This window comes from Microcoleus sp. FACHB-SPT15 (assembly GCF_014849525.1).
Classification (GTDB): Bacteria; Cyanobacteriota; Cyanobacteriia; order Cyanobacteriales; family Coleofasciculaceae; genus Symplocastrum; species Symplocastrum torsivum.
In genome coordinates this window covers 1-14,455 of record NZ_JACJNU010000034.1, presented here as the reverse complement: position 1 = coordinate 14,455, position 14,455 = coordinate 1, and the positions used below count along the sequence as shown (strand labels likewise).

Below are 14,455 nucleotides of genomic sequence, written 5' to 3'. Positions count from 1 at the left end.
AAACTTGACAAGCTTTCCTGATTGAAGAATGATTAAAAATAGTAAAGGATTGTAACCAAAAACCCTAAATAGAGTTTTAAAACCATGACACAACCGCAACCAACCACAACCCCCCAGCTAGAAGAACCCAAATTTGGCTTTAATGACTACGCAGAGCGTTTAAATGGTCGCGCTGCAATGATTGGTTTTGTATTGACCTTGGTTATCGAATATTCTACGGGACAGGGGCTACTAACCTGGCTGGGCTTACAATAGAATAAGAATTTGGCTCTCGCCGCTCGGCAACCTACACTAATTTTACTCGTCTACTAAAACGTGAAGAGACTAGCAATCAAGTTTGCAATCTCTGTATGCAGGTGAATCCAGTGATTCCATCAAATCCCATCTGATGGGCGATGTTGTCGGCTGTAATGAAGCGGTAGAAAATAGAAGTATTCAGGGTAAAGAGTGTGCATCGTTAATTGGGACACTGATGAGATACCCTGAAATTAGATTAAATACCTAAGTGGAACTGAGTAAGTTATAAGCCGTGATGAATGCTTTGTGGCCTCGAATTTTGAAGTCAGCTTATCGAAAAGAGCCAATTTCTAGCTTCATCGTCATTGTCGGTGCCGTAGATGCTGTGATTGGTGGCGTTGGTGAGCGTTGGTCATTGCTAGGTTTTGGGATAATGATGGTGATGCTCGCGATTGTGTTGCGTTGGTGGCAAAGCCAGCGTCGAGAAGCTGAGCTAGCAGAGCAGCCAGTAACGCATTTTCTCCCTCCTAGCTCGTCACGTCCGGCGTTACCGATTTTAAGCACGACTAAGCGTAAACCACACCGTTAAGCGCTGACGTTAATGAACCGACATAGCAGTTAGCGCTCAGCTATCAGCGCTCAGCTTTTTTGTTTTCCTGACTTTGACACTTGTTTCACAACCTTTAGCTGTAGCTCATTTAACTGAAAACCGCTCTAATGAAAGATTATGCTGCTGATAGCGAAGTGGGACGTGTTAGTGCATCGCCTCCGCTAGCCTTAGCCAAACGGGGAACAGCAGGACACAAGCAAGCCCGAACGACCCACGGAGCAGAAAATCGATGCCATCAGAAGCTCAAAATTGGTGAGGTTGCCAGTTGTAGCGAAATTCCAGTAAAAACCATTCGCTATTACGAGGAAATTGGTCTTCTGGTTCCGGCAACAACACGCTCAGAATCTGGCTACCGCCTCTTCAGCCCTTCAGTTATAAATCGGCTAGCGTTTATTAAACGGGCACAGTCTTTAGGGCTTAGCCTCAGCGAGATTCAGGAACTCCTAAAAGTTCATGACTCTGGTGAATTGCCCTGTGGTGCTGTAAAGCAGCATTTACTGCTCAAAGTTGAGGCAATCACACAACAAATCGAGGCGTTAGAAATTCTTAAGTCTGAACTGTTGGGCGTACTTTCGGGTTGGCAAGAGCAACCAGCGGGTAATCGTATTGCCCAGACGATTTGCCCAAATATTCAATCGCTAACCAATGAGTAGAGCTAATGATACACGCGGCCTGTACAAAGTTAGGTAGGTTGATGCCTCTAAGCTGCTGTACATTTGATTTGCATAACACGGACTGGCTTTTCGACTCATCCTACAAGCAATAGGCTAAATAGCAGCTTGCAGGTTAAATATTCGATAGCTTAAAAAAATCATATTCATGAACTATTTTGCTTCCAGTTGTTGCAGATTCACAAAGAGACAACTGGCAATTTTGGGCGCGATCGCAACTAGCATCACTTTTAGCATGAGTCTCGCGGTAGTGGCTCAGCCAATGCCTGTCCCTACCGTTGTTGATGCCCCTTCACCCGAAACAAGCAATTCGGAAGTCTTACCGCTAGCTGACGCTTGGAAAACACCACAATTCGTTCGCACCCTTAAAGGGCATTCTGCGCCTGTTGATGCCCTAGTCTTCAGCCCTGATGGGACAATCCTCATTAGTGGCGGGAGTAATAGTGATGCCAAGATTAAATTGTGGTGGCTGAACACAGGACGAGAAATCAAGAGCATTCGGGCGCACCGAACCTCTGTGATTGCCCTGGCATTAAGCCCTGATGGAGAAATTCTGGCTAGTTGTGGGGCTGACGCTGGTGTCAATCTCTGGAACTGGCAAACGGGGCAGTACACCCGAACTTTTTTGGAACATTCCAGCAATGTTCTTTCCCTGGCAATGACACCAGATAGTAATACGCTAGTCACTGGTGGCTTGGATGGGATTCGGCTGTGGGATTTGAAGACGCAGCGCCCCCTTTACACGCTGGTACGGTTCGATAATCCAACGTATGCCCTGGCAGTTAACCCTAATGGGGACATCCTGGCAAGTGGGGTGAGAGACGGTACGATTAAACTGTGGAACCTGAGGACGGGACAATTACTGAGTACAATGTCTGAGCATACAGGTGCTGTGAATGCGATCGCATTTACACCTGATGGTCAAACTTTGGTCAGTGGCAGTTATGACCGCACCATCAAAGTCCGAAACTTAAGAACTGGGCAACTAGAATACACCCTTTCTGGGCATATCGGACGGATTCAAGCGATCGCAATTAATCCTGATGGCGAAACCCTTGCTAGTGCTAGCCGTGATGGTGTCCGGCTATGGAACTTAAAAACAGGCGAACTTCTTGCTGTATTACCTGGACATCAAGACTGGGTGCAATCAGTTGCTTTCAGCCAGGATGGGCGCTTTCTCGCGAGTGGAGGCTTTGACCAAACCATCAAAATTTGGCAAATCTCATCAGCAACCATTGATAAGTAGCTGGGTGACCAAGAAGAATACAGAAGTTCAGGAGAATTCTGGAGAGCGTCCTCATCCAAGTGAGAAGCTTTATGGGTAATTGTAGTTAGCTGAGTTGTATTACTGTATTTCTATCTTTAGGCAGTTGCATTTAGTCTAGTTACATCATGTGCTGCTATGAGTATTCGTCACTGCTTTACCTCTATGTAGCTTCAAGGTTGCAATTTCTTAAGGGTGAGTGCTGTTGCAAATTCAGTAGTGGCTACCCGCAAAAGCCTTTAGCCGTGGCTGTTCAGCCTACTTTGAAAAGCCTACTCTCTCAGCGGATTTTTTTAAGACTTGATAAACTTTGCCTGAGTTTGTTGCTGATCTCAGCAAATTGAAATACTATTCATAGTAATACATGTTTTACGCTAGTATTACATGTTGAGATATCTCCCAAATGGAAGCAACAGACTGTTAAACCCAGTCTTCTTGCTTTCGCTGCTCTACAGGTTGAATACATCAGGGTCATCTACTTTTCTCCTTCAACTTCATAGGTTTCCCAACCAAACTTGGGTTAAAGCTACAAATGCAAATTTTGTATTGACTAGTAGTGCAATTCTTAACCCACTACTAGTAAGAATTTCTACTTAGCCTAATTAGCTATCAAGATTTTGCGATCGCGTACTTAACTGGGTTTTGTCCAGTTTTGTTTAAAGCTTGAGTGAGCGAACCTAGGATTCGCTTAGGGTTTGATGTGCCATAAGTTGGCACGTAGCACATACATTGTCAATCTAGACTGGCTACCGCTTCCATGAAAGCCAACTAGTGATGTAGGATTTTGCCGGAATTTACACCCTTACCCTTTGAGAAAGTTATGAACTTACAACAATGTTTTGATGAATAAAAAAGTATATGACGAAAACAAAGGCTTGGGCTAACGGTTATTACTAGATTCAGTAAAATGCTTCAGACTGCCACAGACACAAAGAAAGAATCGCAAGTCTTGTTATCGTACTTAATTTTTGAAGTAGATAATATTTTTTTTAACTTACGCAAGGCAGATAAGCTAATCCGCCGCGAACTGAATCTGCTGAAGCAAAAAAAATCTTGTTTATTAAAACAAACATTAATTACTCCAATAAACGAAGGAAAACTCAAGGTAATAATTGAAAATACGCCCCCTCAATATTTATTGATGGATGAGCATATTGCCTATATGCTGCAAGATGATGACAATAGCCTATTTAAGCTAATCAGAGACTACAATAGCTATCTTGATATAAGAAACAATGAACAAGAAGATAATAATTATACAGGGCTAATCGCTCTTGATGAAAAACTAGTTCATCACATTCGATATTTGGGTGCAATGACGTACCACTTAAATATTCATTTAAATCTACTAACCGTATTACTCAAGAATGCATCTATCCAAGAGGAGCCTTAGCTAAAGGCAATCGCCTAACAAGGAAGTTATGACTAGATACATGGTCAATCAATTGGACGAACAGCAACAAGATGTAAAATTTATAGAAATGACTATCGATGAGCCATATGCGCTTGTCACCTGGACAATAGAAGACCTGAGGGGAGATGCCATATTATTGCGCGAACGTGGTTCTTGGCGACTGATTAATATTCGTGTTGGGGTATTTGAGATTGAGGATTTTGAGAAAGTTGATATTCCATTAGAAATAGCTCAGCGGATGCATAGTTTGCACCACGAAAAGCTTGGATATTAGTCTTCGTTGACAGTACTTCCCAATTTTAAGTTAGGCACGCATGAACAGGAGTACACAAACATTGCGATGAAAATCCCTCTCCCCTAACACCTAACACCTATTTTAGGACGGGTAAGGTAAACCAAAACGTTGCCCCGTTACCTGGGGTACTACTGATAGCAATCTCACCACCATGGGCAGTAATGATTTGCCGACACAGATATAGCCCTAAGCCAAGGCCGGAAGTGTGCCGAGACTGGCTACCTCGGACATAAAGTTCAAAGAGTCGTTCACACTGTTGAGGCTCTATGCCGATGCCGTTATCCTTAACCGTACAACGAATTACTGTAGGCGAAGAGTGGAGTTTTTTTGGGGCAGTAGAGAGTAAGGATGGTGTTGCCGTGCCTACTCCAGAGTAGGGAGTAGGAGAAGATAGCTTAGAGTTTGAGCAATTAGCGATCGCTTCTTCCTGGTTCTGTTCCTTGGCTTCCACTGTAGCTGTTATTGTCAAACTCACGCCCGGAGGATTGTGCTTGAGGGCATTGCCAATGAGGTTTTCAAATACACGCCACAACTGTGTAGCATCAGCATTAACTAGCGGTAACTCAGCCGGAGCAAGATTTGTAAGTGTGGCTTGACTTTTGACAAAAATTGGCTCCCAATCCGCAACCAAGTCTTGAATAAGCTGACTGAGTTGCAGTGGCTTACGAATACTGGCTACACCTCGAACTTCGTTAGCATGGGCTTCGACTAGAGAGTTGATCAAATTGAGTTGGCGATCGCTACTTGTTGCCATGCGCTCTAAGATTGAGCGTCCAACGGGTATAGTTTCCTTTTCTTGTGCAAGCAAATTCCGCAGCACCATTGACATTCCGGTTACAGGGTTGCGGAGATCGTGAGAAACGCTATGTAAGAGCAATCGCAACGCCTCTTCTGCCTTTTGGCGATCGCAAATTTCCTGTTGCAGGCGCTCATTTTGCTCAAGTAGTGCCTTTTTTAAGTTTTGAATGGACAAGTGTGTGTTGACGCGGGCTAAAACCTCTTCTGTTTGTATAGGTTTTGTGATATAGTCCACTGCTCCCACACCAAAGCCTTTTACTTTATCCACTGTCTCCGTCAGAGCAGTCATGAAAATCACAGGAATATCTTTAGTTGAATCTTTTGATTTCAAGCGATGACAAGTTTCAAACCCATCAATTCCTGGCATTAAGATATCCAAAAGAATCAGATCAGGCACAACATAATCAACCTGCTCAATTGCGCTTTCTCCATCTAGCGCAACCAGTATTTTGAAGCCAGAGTTACTTAACGACTCAAACAGGACACCTAAGTTAGTGGGTGTGTCGTCCACCAGTAAAATAATCCCTTTTTCCAGATTTTTATTACTCATTCGTTTCTAAGTCGCTTTTTATTATTTGTGAGATATTTCTACTATTAATTTTCAAGGTTACGGTTACCCAAGTCTATTTTTTATAGAAGTGCTTAACTTTTTCAAAATTAAACTAAACCTTACTCTTAGCCTTAAGCAATTCCCGGATTTTCTTAACCTGAAATCCCTTAGCCAATTGACGAAGCTCCTGTACTAACGGTAAAAACTTCTCATCCATCTGTTCAAGACGCTCTGCTCCTTCCAAGATGCCCTTGATGTCGCCAATTTTTGCTAGTTCAAACAAGGCATCTACTTCTTCCACTGGTGGCGCAACTAGTGAGACAGAAGTATGAGAAGAATCTCCATGAGTTTGGATTCGGGTATCATCTAGCTTCCCTGGTGTTGTTATCTCCTCTTCGTAAACCCATTCCAGCCCTAAATGAGACTGTAAAAGTTCAAAAAGCTCCTTTGAGCGCACTGGCTTGGCAATAAAATCGTCACAACCTGAATTTAAACTTTCCTGATGATCGGAATCAAATGTACTTGCTGATGTAGCAATTACAACAATATCTTTGAGTTCGGTTGCTTGCCGCAGTTGTCGTGTTGCCTCAAAACCATCCATCACAGGCATAACCAAATCCATTAAAATCACATCTGGTTTAAACTCGGCAGCTTTGAGTAACGCATCATGACCATCTATCGCCTCAACAACTTCAAAGCCTAAAGGTGATAGCAAGTTGAGTAGAACAGAACGATTTTGCCATTTATCATCCACGACTAACACCTTGCGCTTCTCACCTTTAAAACCACTAATCATCAGCGCATCAATTGTGGAGGAATTAGTCCACTCTGTCACTTTCGGTAAATTGATTTCAAAGAAAAATATACTGCCAGAACCTAAGCTACTTTTGACTTGAAGTTCACCGCCCATCATCTTGACGAGTTTGCTACTGATTGGCAAACCGAGTCCAGTTCCCTCGATCCATTGATTGTGATTGCCTACTTGCTGGAAGGGTAAAAAGATTTCTGTTAATTTCTCTGGAGGAATGCCAATTCCTGTGTCTTCCACCTGAAACCGTATTCTGTAGGTTTCACTAGTTGTAGGCGCTGAGTTTGGCTGAGTCGGTTCCTCAACCACACCAACTTTGAACGCGACTCCACCGTTTTCAGTAAACTTGACGGCATTACCGAGTAAATTAATCAAAACTTGCCGCAAGCGTTTTTCATCACCCCATACACCAGTTGGGAGAGGCGAAAGGCTTTCGTAGATAAAAGCGATTCCCTGCTGTTGCGATCGCATTCGGAAGAGTTCAACAATGCCACCCAAGAATTCGGGAAAATGAAAATTACTCGGCTGGAGTTCCATTTTCCGGGCTTCGATTTTTGAGATATCCAAAATATCATTAATCAAGGTCAACAGATGTTCACCACACTGTTGAATCATGACTAGCCCATCCTGCTGTTGGGGCATTAGGCTTTTTTCACGCTTGAGGATTTGTGCATAGCCCAAAATCCCGTTGAGTGGGGTTCTCAGTTCGTGACTGATATTCGCAAGAAATTCACTTTTCGCACGATTAGCGGCTTCTGCTGCCTCTTTTGCCTGCTGTAACTGGGTTTCTGATTCTCTGAGCGCTATCTCCACTTGTGTGCGTTCGACAATTTCAACTCGCAGTTGCTCATTAACAGTTTGCAGGTGGGCAGTACGCTCTTCAACTCGACTTTCTAGCTCTTGATTGCGCTGTTCTAGAGCGGCAAAAGATTCTTGCAGTTGCAGTGCCATTTGGTTGAAGGCGCTGGCCAGTACCGCTAGTTCATCAGCGCGTTCTACAGGTAGGGTTTGCTCCCATTTTCCTTGAGAGAGCGCTTTCGCTGCCTTACTCATGCGTAGGATTGGCTGGACGATCCAACGGGAAGTCAGTATACCTAATAGAGTTGCTAGCCCCAAAGCACCGAGACACAGCAAAATTGTCCAGCGAGTGTTTGCCTCAATGCGTTCCATAAAGTCTGATTCTGGCACTACCACCACAATCAGCCAGTCCAAGCCTTTGTTATCGAGTAAGGGTAGGACTTGTACAAATTGCCGCTTGCCGTCAATATCAAATTCGAGGGGCTGGGAATCTTTAATTTGATTGAAATTGCCAAATTTGGCTAACAAATATTTAGCCGTCGCTTGAGTTAAGGGGTTACTGCTATTCGCCGCGTTGAGCCGTTCCTGTTTATCGTTGTTGATGCGAAATAGCGGTTCAGTAGTCGAGGTTGCCACCAACAGCCCTGACCGCTCGATAATAAAAGCCTGTCCAGTTTTACCAATTTTTAGACTTTGCAGAAAGTCACCGACTTTCGAGAGGTGTACGCCGATACTGACTACTCCCTGTAGCTTATTCTGCTTGTCATAAATGGGCTGAACTGCTGCAATGTTGAGTCCTTTAGTACTGAATTGGGGAAAAACCTGACTCCAAGCGGGTTTCTTCGCAGCCACAGCCGCTTTATACCAAGGGCGAACTCGTGAGTCGTAGTTTTCAGTGAGGCTAAGAAGTCTTAAGCGATCGCCTTTGCTGGTGGCAACATAGGTACGCAGGTTATACCCCGTAGTCTTATCCGAGTGCATTACTACGAGTAAGCCCTGTTCGCGAGTTTCTACCCCAATGAATTCTTTTTGCTCGTTACCCAGCGTAATGCTATACAGGCTATTAAATATCGGAAGATGACGAAAGAATTGACGTTCCCATCCTGCCAAGTCTCGGATATCTAGTTGATCAAGACTAATAGCCGCTGCGTTGATCTGATTAATCTGATGCGGGGTAGCAAGGTAAGTACGCAGGTTCTGGTCAATCCGAGCGGTAATTTCACTACCCAGTTGGTTAGCAACATCGTTAACGGCTTGCTGTCCATTGCGTAAAGAAAACCACCCTGTTAGTCCCACAGCAGCAACAGTCTGAAGGACAAACGGGACGACGAGGAAAACCCGGAGGGGGATTTTTCCAGAACTCTTGGAAATCTGGTTGAGCAGAGGTTGCAGCAACATTGAGTCGCAGAATTATTTGTGGCTAGGGCTGGTGTTAGCCAATGAAATTAGTTAGCAAAACTCTTTACCTATTTCAAGAGTCCTGAGACTTATTCTACTAAATGGTTTTCTAGGGCAAATCGGACTAGCTCCGCTCGATTACTGGTTGCTGTTTTGCTCAAGAGCTTGCTGACGTGTTTTTCGACAGTGCGATGGCTGAGGTGCAGCTTGCTGCCGATTTCGACATTGGATAAACCTGTTGTGAGTAAATCCAAGACTTGCTGTTCTCGCTCGCTTATACCAAAACTATTGGGTCTAGAAGCGCTCGGCTTACTGTGACTTGTCTGTACTTGGTGTGACGGCTCAGACTCAGGTGTTACTTCTGGCGAGGAGAATCGTAACTCCGCCTGCATCATCTGCGCTCGCTCCAAAAGATTGCGAATCACGGCCCCCAATTCCTGCATCTCAAAAGGCTTGGGTAGATACAAGTCGCACCCTAACTGGTAACCGCGAATCCGTTCCTCTGTAGTGTTTCTCTCGGTCAAAAACACTACAGGTAACAGACGGAATGCTGGCTTTTGACGAACTCTTTTGACCAGTTCATAGCCGTCCATTTTCGGCATATTGATGTCTGTAACAATTAAGTGAGGATGATAGGTGTCTATCAGAGACAACGCCTCCTGACCATTCTCAGCCGCGACGACTGAGTAGCCTGAGATTTCCAGGTAATCGCTAACAGAAAGACGAGTTCCCAGGTTGTCATCTGCAACCAGGATTATCAATGGCATGGGGTACTGGTATAAGAGCTAATCTACTCTTACGCTAGGTCATGTATGCCCCATCAAACAGGAACCTAAGAACTTTTTTTGATAAATTCTTCTAAGCCTGATGAAACCTAGGCGGTGTAGTTGATTTTACAAGTGCCACAAATGCTTTATTTGCAAGCGCGATCGCATGTTTCAACTCTTCCATACTCCCTTCAAAATGTTTTCACCCATCTTTTCGCGAAAGAGGTAAGGAAACCTGGGGCAAGCTGGTCTAGCCGATAGCACCCGCTATAAATTCTTCCTTCAGCGTTGCCTGAGCGGCTTCTAAATCGTAAGGGAAGGGTCGTTTCAGGGGTTGATAATCTCGCTCATGAGCCGCACCATGGCGTAATACAGCATTCACCAGCACACAGGGTTCTGCACTCAAGTTAATCGCTCCATGAGGAACACCAGGAGGGATTTTGACTACCATTGGCTGCTCTTCACACAGGAGAATGTACTGGTAATGACGGTTTTGTAACACCACCAGCACAAAGCTTGCCCGCACAACCAATAATTGGTCTGTCTGAAATTTGTGTACAAACAAATCATCCACTGTTCCTGGTGGAATCTGTACCAGCATTGTCTCGTGACTAGCTTGAGGAGTGTAGAACTGAGACATTCCTCCTTTGATCGACTCTAGCTGCCGAATCTCAATGCTCCTGATCAAGCCCATATCAAGCCTCCTATTGAGTTGAAGCTTTATTGTTAATCTAGAAGACGTAAGTCTAAAAAAATGTTACACAAGCAACAATAAGCGAAACTTTTGTGATATGGAGCCAAACATTAGCGACTAGGGCTAAAGCTGCCCCTGTCAAGGTGTTAGGTTGTAGGTCTACAGGTATGCCTTGTCAGCCAAAATCTACCCACAACCCTAATCTTTCCCAGGAGAGGGCTATAACTTTTCCCTTAAAACCTACCACCTACGCGCCTTAACCAAGACACAGAGCTAGAGCTAAAGCTAAAGTCAATGAACCAACTATCCGAGCTGAAGATTTGAGATTTAGCGTACAGGTATTGCGAGTAGCGATCGCGTTGCCATTGCCTTATTTAATCTTGTCTCTACTGAAACACTTTAATATGTTCCTTTCCTTCAGAAATATCCGCTCCAACGACATAAAAATCTTGCGGGTAGATCCAGTGAGTGTCTAGGGGGCCGTGAATTTGAATTCCGGTCATGACGGCATAATTAAAGACGGACGAGTCTAGGGTATTTAAAAGGTTTTCGACATCGTTGGAAATAATTCGAGATGCCAATTTGGTAATTTCTATCAAATCGGGCTTGTCTCCATAAGTAAGGGTTGAAAGAATCTTCTGCCGGATAATCGTTTGTTCAATATCCTGCATATCCATTTCGAGTTTCAGGTGACCTGATGCTAACTCCTTGACAACCGTTTCTAATGCTCCACAAGCATGGGAAACTTTTTGAACGCCATCTCGATAGACCTTGCCAATATCGCCATGTCTAGAAATGGCGACATGAGGCATAGCATAGAAGGTAAAACGACGCAGACCATCAACGATCGGGGTATGGTCTGTTGCGGCGGCTAACCCGGTTTTTCCCATCATGACAAACCCAGCTAAGCTGCAACAATTAAAAGTTTTTCCCCAATATCGAATGACTTCAATGAATAGCGGTTCAGCGATTTCATCCCGACAGATTGCGATCATTCCCATCGTGTTTTCGTCACAAAAACCGTAGGTACTCAAGCTTTGGAAAGTTTTTCTCATGTACTTACTCATCGGTACTGCCCCTGGAAAGTGTGTTTGCAGCGTTTGATGAAATTCTGGAAACACATTGGGAGCATATGCGTTGAGCGTTTGAGGGATAATTTCGCCAAGCTGATTGACGGAACCCTGAGTCATCTCCTAAATCCTCCTAACTAGCTTGCGAAATCCGTTGATGAGTAGTCTAACGTCACACCCGTCCTTGCGGATTAGGGTAATATCATCGGTTTTAACATACTCGATTGGTCAGGATGACCTCCATATTGTCGTAGCGGTTGGTACCAAAGCGATTGGCGATCGCATTCCTTACGCTTTTAAAAACGTTCTACATTTCGTTGCTTCAGTTCAGACTTGGCAGTAATGGTTTAAGTTGCTCGGCGACAGCCTCGGTGGAGGCAATCACTTGCTTGTTCTCATCCCAAATCTTTGACATGAAAAAAACGAGAACAATTTGTAGGTGTGCCTCAACTACAGGCACACCCAAGGCTGATTTAACCCCAAACGCTTTGGCAATCTGATTCCGTAAAAAGTAGAATTCTGACTGAATCGACACATCAGCAATCCATTCTGGTTGTTGAGCTGAAAAAACTCGTCCTGGTAATCCCTCACCTGGATATAAGACGAACTCCTCACTACAGCACCGAAACTGCTTCCAGGCAAGCTTGCGATCGCTGTCTACCCGTGTAGTGATATACCAGGCTGGACTCAGTTGTAGGATTGTGTTGTCCGCTTCGGGAATCCAGACTTCACCATATTCCCATTCAGTCTCTTCGCAAACGTGTTTGATCGCATCCGTAAGGATGGCATCAGCCTCCGATATGTTAGTAACCAACGGAGGGGTAGACAGGGATAGAGAGCTATTTTCTGGAGTTTGTTTGTATTCAGCCATGGGATTGTCTGTGTATAGGTTGAGCGTGTTGAGTTAGTTGTACTTTGCGCTTGCTCAATCCTAATAGCGACTATTGAGCGAGCGCCATCCTTGCCAACATGAAAACGATTACTGAGGATACTAAGCTGATGTGCATTTTAATTGCTTAATCATTGTGTAATCATTCAGGAACCCAAGGATTTGCGATCGCTTTATGTCATCCGGTATATGTGAGGACTCTCTAGTAGCGATTAACCTAAGCAATAGGAAAATGCTTGAATCCGGCTGGGTGTCAACCGAAGGGAACCCATAAAAGCTCTCTCTCTTAACTTTTGATGGCACTCATGAAAGCCTTACTGCCAGTACTCATTCTGGATATGTTCGCTTTCATTGTTCCTGTGCGTCTTCAGGCAGAATTCTCTAGCTCACTCACATGAAGCTTTCTTAGGAATCAGACGATGCACATTGGATTTCTTAACCCTCAGGGCAACTTCGATTCAAGTAATAGTCATCTAACGGGACATCCGGATTTTGGTGGTCAGCTAATCTATGTCAGGGAAGTTGCCCTGGCAATGGCTCAAAAGGGTCACAAAGTTGATATTCTCACGCGCCAAATCATCGATCCAGAGTGGCCAGAATTTGCTAAGCCGTTTGACGCTTATCCCGGCGTGGACAACGTTCGCATCATCCGCTTGCCAGCAGGGCCAAAAGAATTCCTCCCAAAAGAGTTGCTTTGGTCGCATCTAGTCACCGATTGGGTGCCTAACATCCTGAAATTTTATCGAGAGGAGGGTGGTTTACCCGATGCCATGACCGCCCACTATGCCGATGGAGGACTATCCGCTGTTCTAATTGAGGACGAGACAGGCATACCCTTCACATTTACGGGTCATTCTCTTGGGGCACAAAAGCTGGACAAATTGGAACCCACTCCAGAGAATTTAGCCGAAATAGACGAGCAATTTCACTTCAAATACCGCATTGTAGCTGAGCGCTTGAGCATGAATCGCTCGGCTGTCAATATCACCAGTACACAACAGGAACGCTTTGAGCAATACTCTCATCCTGTCTATCATGGCGCAGTGGATGTCAATAACGACAACTGCTTTGCTGTGATTCCACCAGGAGCAGACTCTTCCCTCTTCAGTTCAGAAACCCGATCCGAAGATGAAGAAGCTACCTATCAACTCATTGAGGAGCGATTGGCACGAGATATTGCTGAGGAACGCCGAGATTTACCGGCTATCCTGGCTGCCAGCCGATTAGCTCCCAAGAAAAACATCTTGGGGTTAGTGCAAGCCTATGCAATGAGCCAGACGCTTCAAGAACGAGCCAACTTGGTGATACTTACAAGTGGACTAGACGATCCGCTACGCGAGGAGGCTGATAATGACCTAGCCGAACAAGGCGTCTTAGTCCCCATCCGCGAAGTCGTGCAAGAAAATAACTTATGGGGCAAGATCAGTGCTTTTGGCTTATCTGATCAAGGGCAAGAGGGACTGGCGGCGACCTATCGGTTTATGCGTCAACGCCGCTCGGTATTTGCGCTAACTGCACTCTATGAACCCTTTGGTCTGGCTCCCTTAGAAGCGGCAGCAACGGGTTTACCTGTGGTCGCAACTCAGAATGGTGGTCCCAGCGAGAGCCTGCGAGAGGGAGATGAGGAATATGGTGTACTGGTTGACCCACAAGACCCTGCTGATATTGCACAAGGCTTGGAGCGGTTGATCTGTGATGGTCAGGAGTGGGAGTATTTTGCCGAAGCTGGAAAGGAGCGGGTGTTGAACTCTTACACCTGGGAGAGTACTGCTGAGAATTACTTAACCCTAATTGAGCAGATTGTGTCTTCGCCAACAGAACGTCGTCCAGCTTCTCTCTTGCCAATCCATCCCTACTTCCGTAATCCACAACTGGATAATAATATTTCCCTTGAAGAATTAAGCCAGCTTTACTTTGGTTCTAACAACGAGGTAGTAGCTACCCCTTCTGTTTGAATGAGGTCGAAAATCCTGAACTATTAAGTCAGCTTGTTAATCCAAGTTTTGCAGGATGAAAGCGCTCGCACTTACAAGGGTAGGTTTTTCAACAGCTTACTGAGTGCAGCGTCGCAGAAGTTTTTAACGGGACTTAAACGAAAATCAACAAGCAATAAAGGTATAATCCAGGCAGGGCAGATATTTTACGTTAAGGTTTGAGCGATGAAAGAGACAACTCCTGCCGCCATGCCCCCT

General features: G+C 44.8%; 14 protein-coding genes. 8 read left to right on the top strand and 6 right to left on the bottom strand.

What is annotated here, in order from left to right; all coding sequences use genetic code 11:
- Positions 1-84 precede the first annotated feature (84 nt).
- From H6F98_RS11645 to H6F98_RS11620, 6 genes are all read left to right on the top strand, one after another.
- The gene (locus tag H6F98_RS11645) at positions 85-255 is read left to right on the top strand and encodes a hypothetical protein (protein WP_192218855.1); all 171 of its coding nucleotides are present in this window, start codon (positions 85-87) and stop codon (positions 253-255) included.
- Between the two features lie 277 nt (positions 256-532).
- Positions 533-826, top strand: coding sequence for a hypothetical protein (locus H6F98_RS11640; RefSeq protein ID WP_192218854.1), 294 nt, complete (start codon positions 533-535; stop codon positions 824-826).
- Positions 827-1,095: 269 nt separating this feature from the next.
- On the top strand, positions 1,096-1,500 hold the full coding sequence (locus H6F98_RS11635) for a heavy metal-responsive transcriptional regulator (RefSeq protein ID WP_313929845.1): 405 nt from the start codon (positions 1,096-1,098) through the stop codon (positions 1,498-1,500).
- A gap of 166 nt (positions 1,501-1,666) precedes the next feature.
- The gene (locus H6F98_RS11630; protein WP_242058494.1) at positions 1,667-2,764 is read left to right on the top strand and encodes a WD40 repeat domain-containing protein; all 1,098 of its coding nucleotides are present in this window, start codon (positions 1,667-1,669) and stop codon (positions 2,762-2,764) included.
- A 925-nt stretch (positions 2,765-3,689) separates the two neighbouring features.
- A complete protein-coding gene (locus H6F98_RS11625; protein ID WP_192218852.1) occupies positions 3,690-4,175 on the top strand; it encodes a hypothetical protein in 486 nt (161 codons plus the stop codon).
- A 40-nt stretch (positions 4,176-4,215) separates the two neighbouring features.
- Entirely contained in the window at positions 4,216-4,470 is a 255-nt protein-coding gene (locus H6F98_RS11620; RefSeq protein ID WP_192218851.1) for a hypothetical protein, read from the top strand.
- Positions 4,471-4,567: 97 nt separating this feature from the next.
- Here the strand turns inward: H6F98_RS11620 and H6F98_RS11615 are convergent, their stop codons facing one another.
- The 5 genes from H6F98_RS11615 to H6F98_RS11595 all read right to left on the bottom strand — a co-directional run bounded on the left by H6F98_RS11615 (position 4,568) and on the right by H6F98_RS11595 (position 11,494).
- The gene (locus H6F98_RS11615; protein WP_192218850.1) at positions 4,568-5,839 is read right to left on the bottom strand and encodes a hybrid sensor histidine kinase/response regulator; all 1,272 of its coding nucleotides are present in this window, start codon (positions 5,837-5,839) and stop codon (positions 4,568-4,570) included.
- 112 nt (positions 5,840-5,951) lie between these two features.
- The gene (locus H6F98_RS11610) at positions 5,952-8,843 is read right to left on the bottom strand and encodes a hybrid sensor histidine kinase/response regulator (RefSeq protein ID WP_192218849.1); all 2,892 of its coding nucleotides are present in this window, start codon (positions 8,841-8,843) and stop codon (positions 5,952-5,954) included.
- 89 nt (positions 8,844-8,932) lie between these two features.
- Positions 8,933-9,610: a response regulator transcription factor gene (locus tag H6F98_RS11605; RefSeq protein ID WP_192218848.1), complete on the bottom strand. Its 678-nt coding sequence runs from the start codon at positions 9,608-9,610 to the stop codon at positions 8,933-8,935.
- 250 nt (positions 9,611-9,860) lie between these two features.
- Positions 9,861-10,304, bottom strand: coding sequence for a dTDP-4-dehydrorhamnose 3,5-epimerase (locus H6F98_RS11600; protein ID WP_192218847.1), 444 nt, complete (start codon positions 10,302-10,304; stop codon positions 9,861-9,863).
- 386 nt (positions 10,305-10,690) lie between these two features.
- Positions 10,691-11,494: a hypothetical protein gene (locus H6F98_RS11595; RefSeq protein ID WP_192218846.1), complete on the bottom strand. Its 804-nt coding sequence runs from the start codon at positions 11,492-11,494 to the stop codon at positions 10,691-10,693.
- A gap of 37 nt (positions 11,495-11,531) precedes the next feature.
- Between H6F98_RS11595 and H6F98_RS11590 the strand changes: the two genes are divergently transcribed.
- Complete coding sequence (locus tag H6F98_RS11590) at positions 11,532-11,717, top strand: hypothetical protein (RefSeq protein ID WP_192218845.1); 186 nt, start codon at positions 11,532-11,534, stop codon at positions 11,715-11,717.
- Here H6F98_RS11590 and H6F98_RS11585 read toward each other — a convergent pair.
- Positions 11,697-12,245: a GAF domain-containing protein gene (locus tag H6F98_RS11585; RefSeq protein WP_192218844.1), complete on the bottom strand. Its 549-nt coding sequence runs from the start codon at positions 12,243-12,245 to the stop codon at positions 11,697-11,699. The two genes, H6F98_RS11590 and H6F98_RS11585, sit on opposite strands and share 21 nt — an antisense overlap.
- 437 nt (positions 12,246-12,682) lie before the next feature.
- On the opposite strand from H6F98_RS11585, the gene H6F98_RS11580 reads away from it, so the two are divergent.
- The gene (locus H6F98_RS11580) at positions 12,683-14,218 is read left to right on the top strand and encodes a glycosyltransferase (protein WP_192218843.1); all 1,536 of its coding nucleotides are present in this window, start codon (positions 12,683-12,685) and stop codon (positions 14,216-14,218) included.
- Positions 14,219-14,455 lie beyond the last annotated feature (237 nt).

What these genes read in the sequence shown, in the direction of transcription:
- H6F98_RS11645 (WP_192218855.1), top strand. Translation starts at nt 85, where the DNA reads ATGACACAACCGCAACCAACCACAACCCCCCAGCTAGAAGAACCCAAA.
- H6F98_RS11640 (WP_192218854.1), top strand. Translation starts at nt 533, where the DNA reads ATGAATGCTTTGTGGCCTCGAATTTTGAAGTCAGCTTATCGAAAAGAG.
- H6F98_RS11630 (WP_242058494.1), top strand. Translation starts at nt 1,667, where the DNA reads ATGAACTATTTTGCTTCCAGTTGTTGCAGATTCACAAAGAGACAACTG.
- H6F98_RS11625 (WP_192218852.1), top strand. Translation starts at nt 3,690, where the DNA reads ATGCTTCAGACTGCCACAGACACAAAGAAAGAATCGCAAGTCTTGTTA.
- H6F98_RS11620 (WP_192218851.1), top strand. Translation starts at nt 4,216, where the DNA reads ATGGTCAATCAATTGGACGAACAGCAACAAGATGTAAAATTTATAGAA.
- H6F98_RS11615 (WP_192218850.1), bottom strand. Translation starts at nt 5,839, where the DNA reads ATGAGTAATAAAAATCTGGAAAAAGGGATTATTTTACTGGTGGACGAC.
- H6F98_RS11610 (WP_192218849.1), bottom strand. Translation starts at nt 8,843, where the DNA reads ATGTTGCTGCAACCTCTGCTCAACCAGATTTCCAAGAGTTCTGGAAAA.
- H6F98_RS11605 (WP_192218848.1), bottom strand. Translation starts at nt 9,610, where the DNA reads ATGCCATTGATAATCCTGGTTGCAGATGACAACCTGGGAACTCGTCTT.
- H6F98_RS11600 (WP_192218847.1), bottom strand. Translation starts at nt 10,304, where the DNA reads ATGGGCTTGATCAGGAGCATTGAGATTCGGCAGCTAGAGTCGATCAAA.
- H6F98_RS11595 (WP_192218846.1), bottom strand. Translation starts at nt 11,494, where the DNA reads ATGACTCAGGGTTCCGTCAATCAGCTTGGCGAAATTATCCCTCAAACG.
- H6F98_RS11590 (WP_192218845.1), top strand. Translation starts at nt 11,532, where the DNA reads ATGAGTAGTCTAACGTCACACCCGTCCTTGCGGATTAGGGTAATATCA.
- H6F98_RS11585 (WP_192218844.1), bottom strand. Translation starts at nt 12,245, where the DNA reads ATGGCTGAATACAAACAAACTCCAGAAAATAGCTCTCTATCCCTGTCT.
- H6F98_RS11580 (WP_192218843.1), top strand. Translation starts at nt 12,683, where the DNA reads ATGCACATTGGATTTCTTAACCCTCAGGGCAACTTCGATTCAAGTAAT.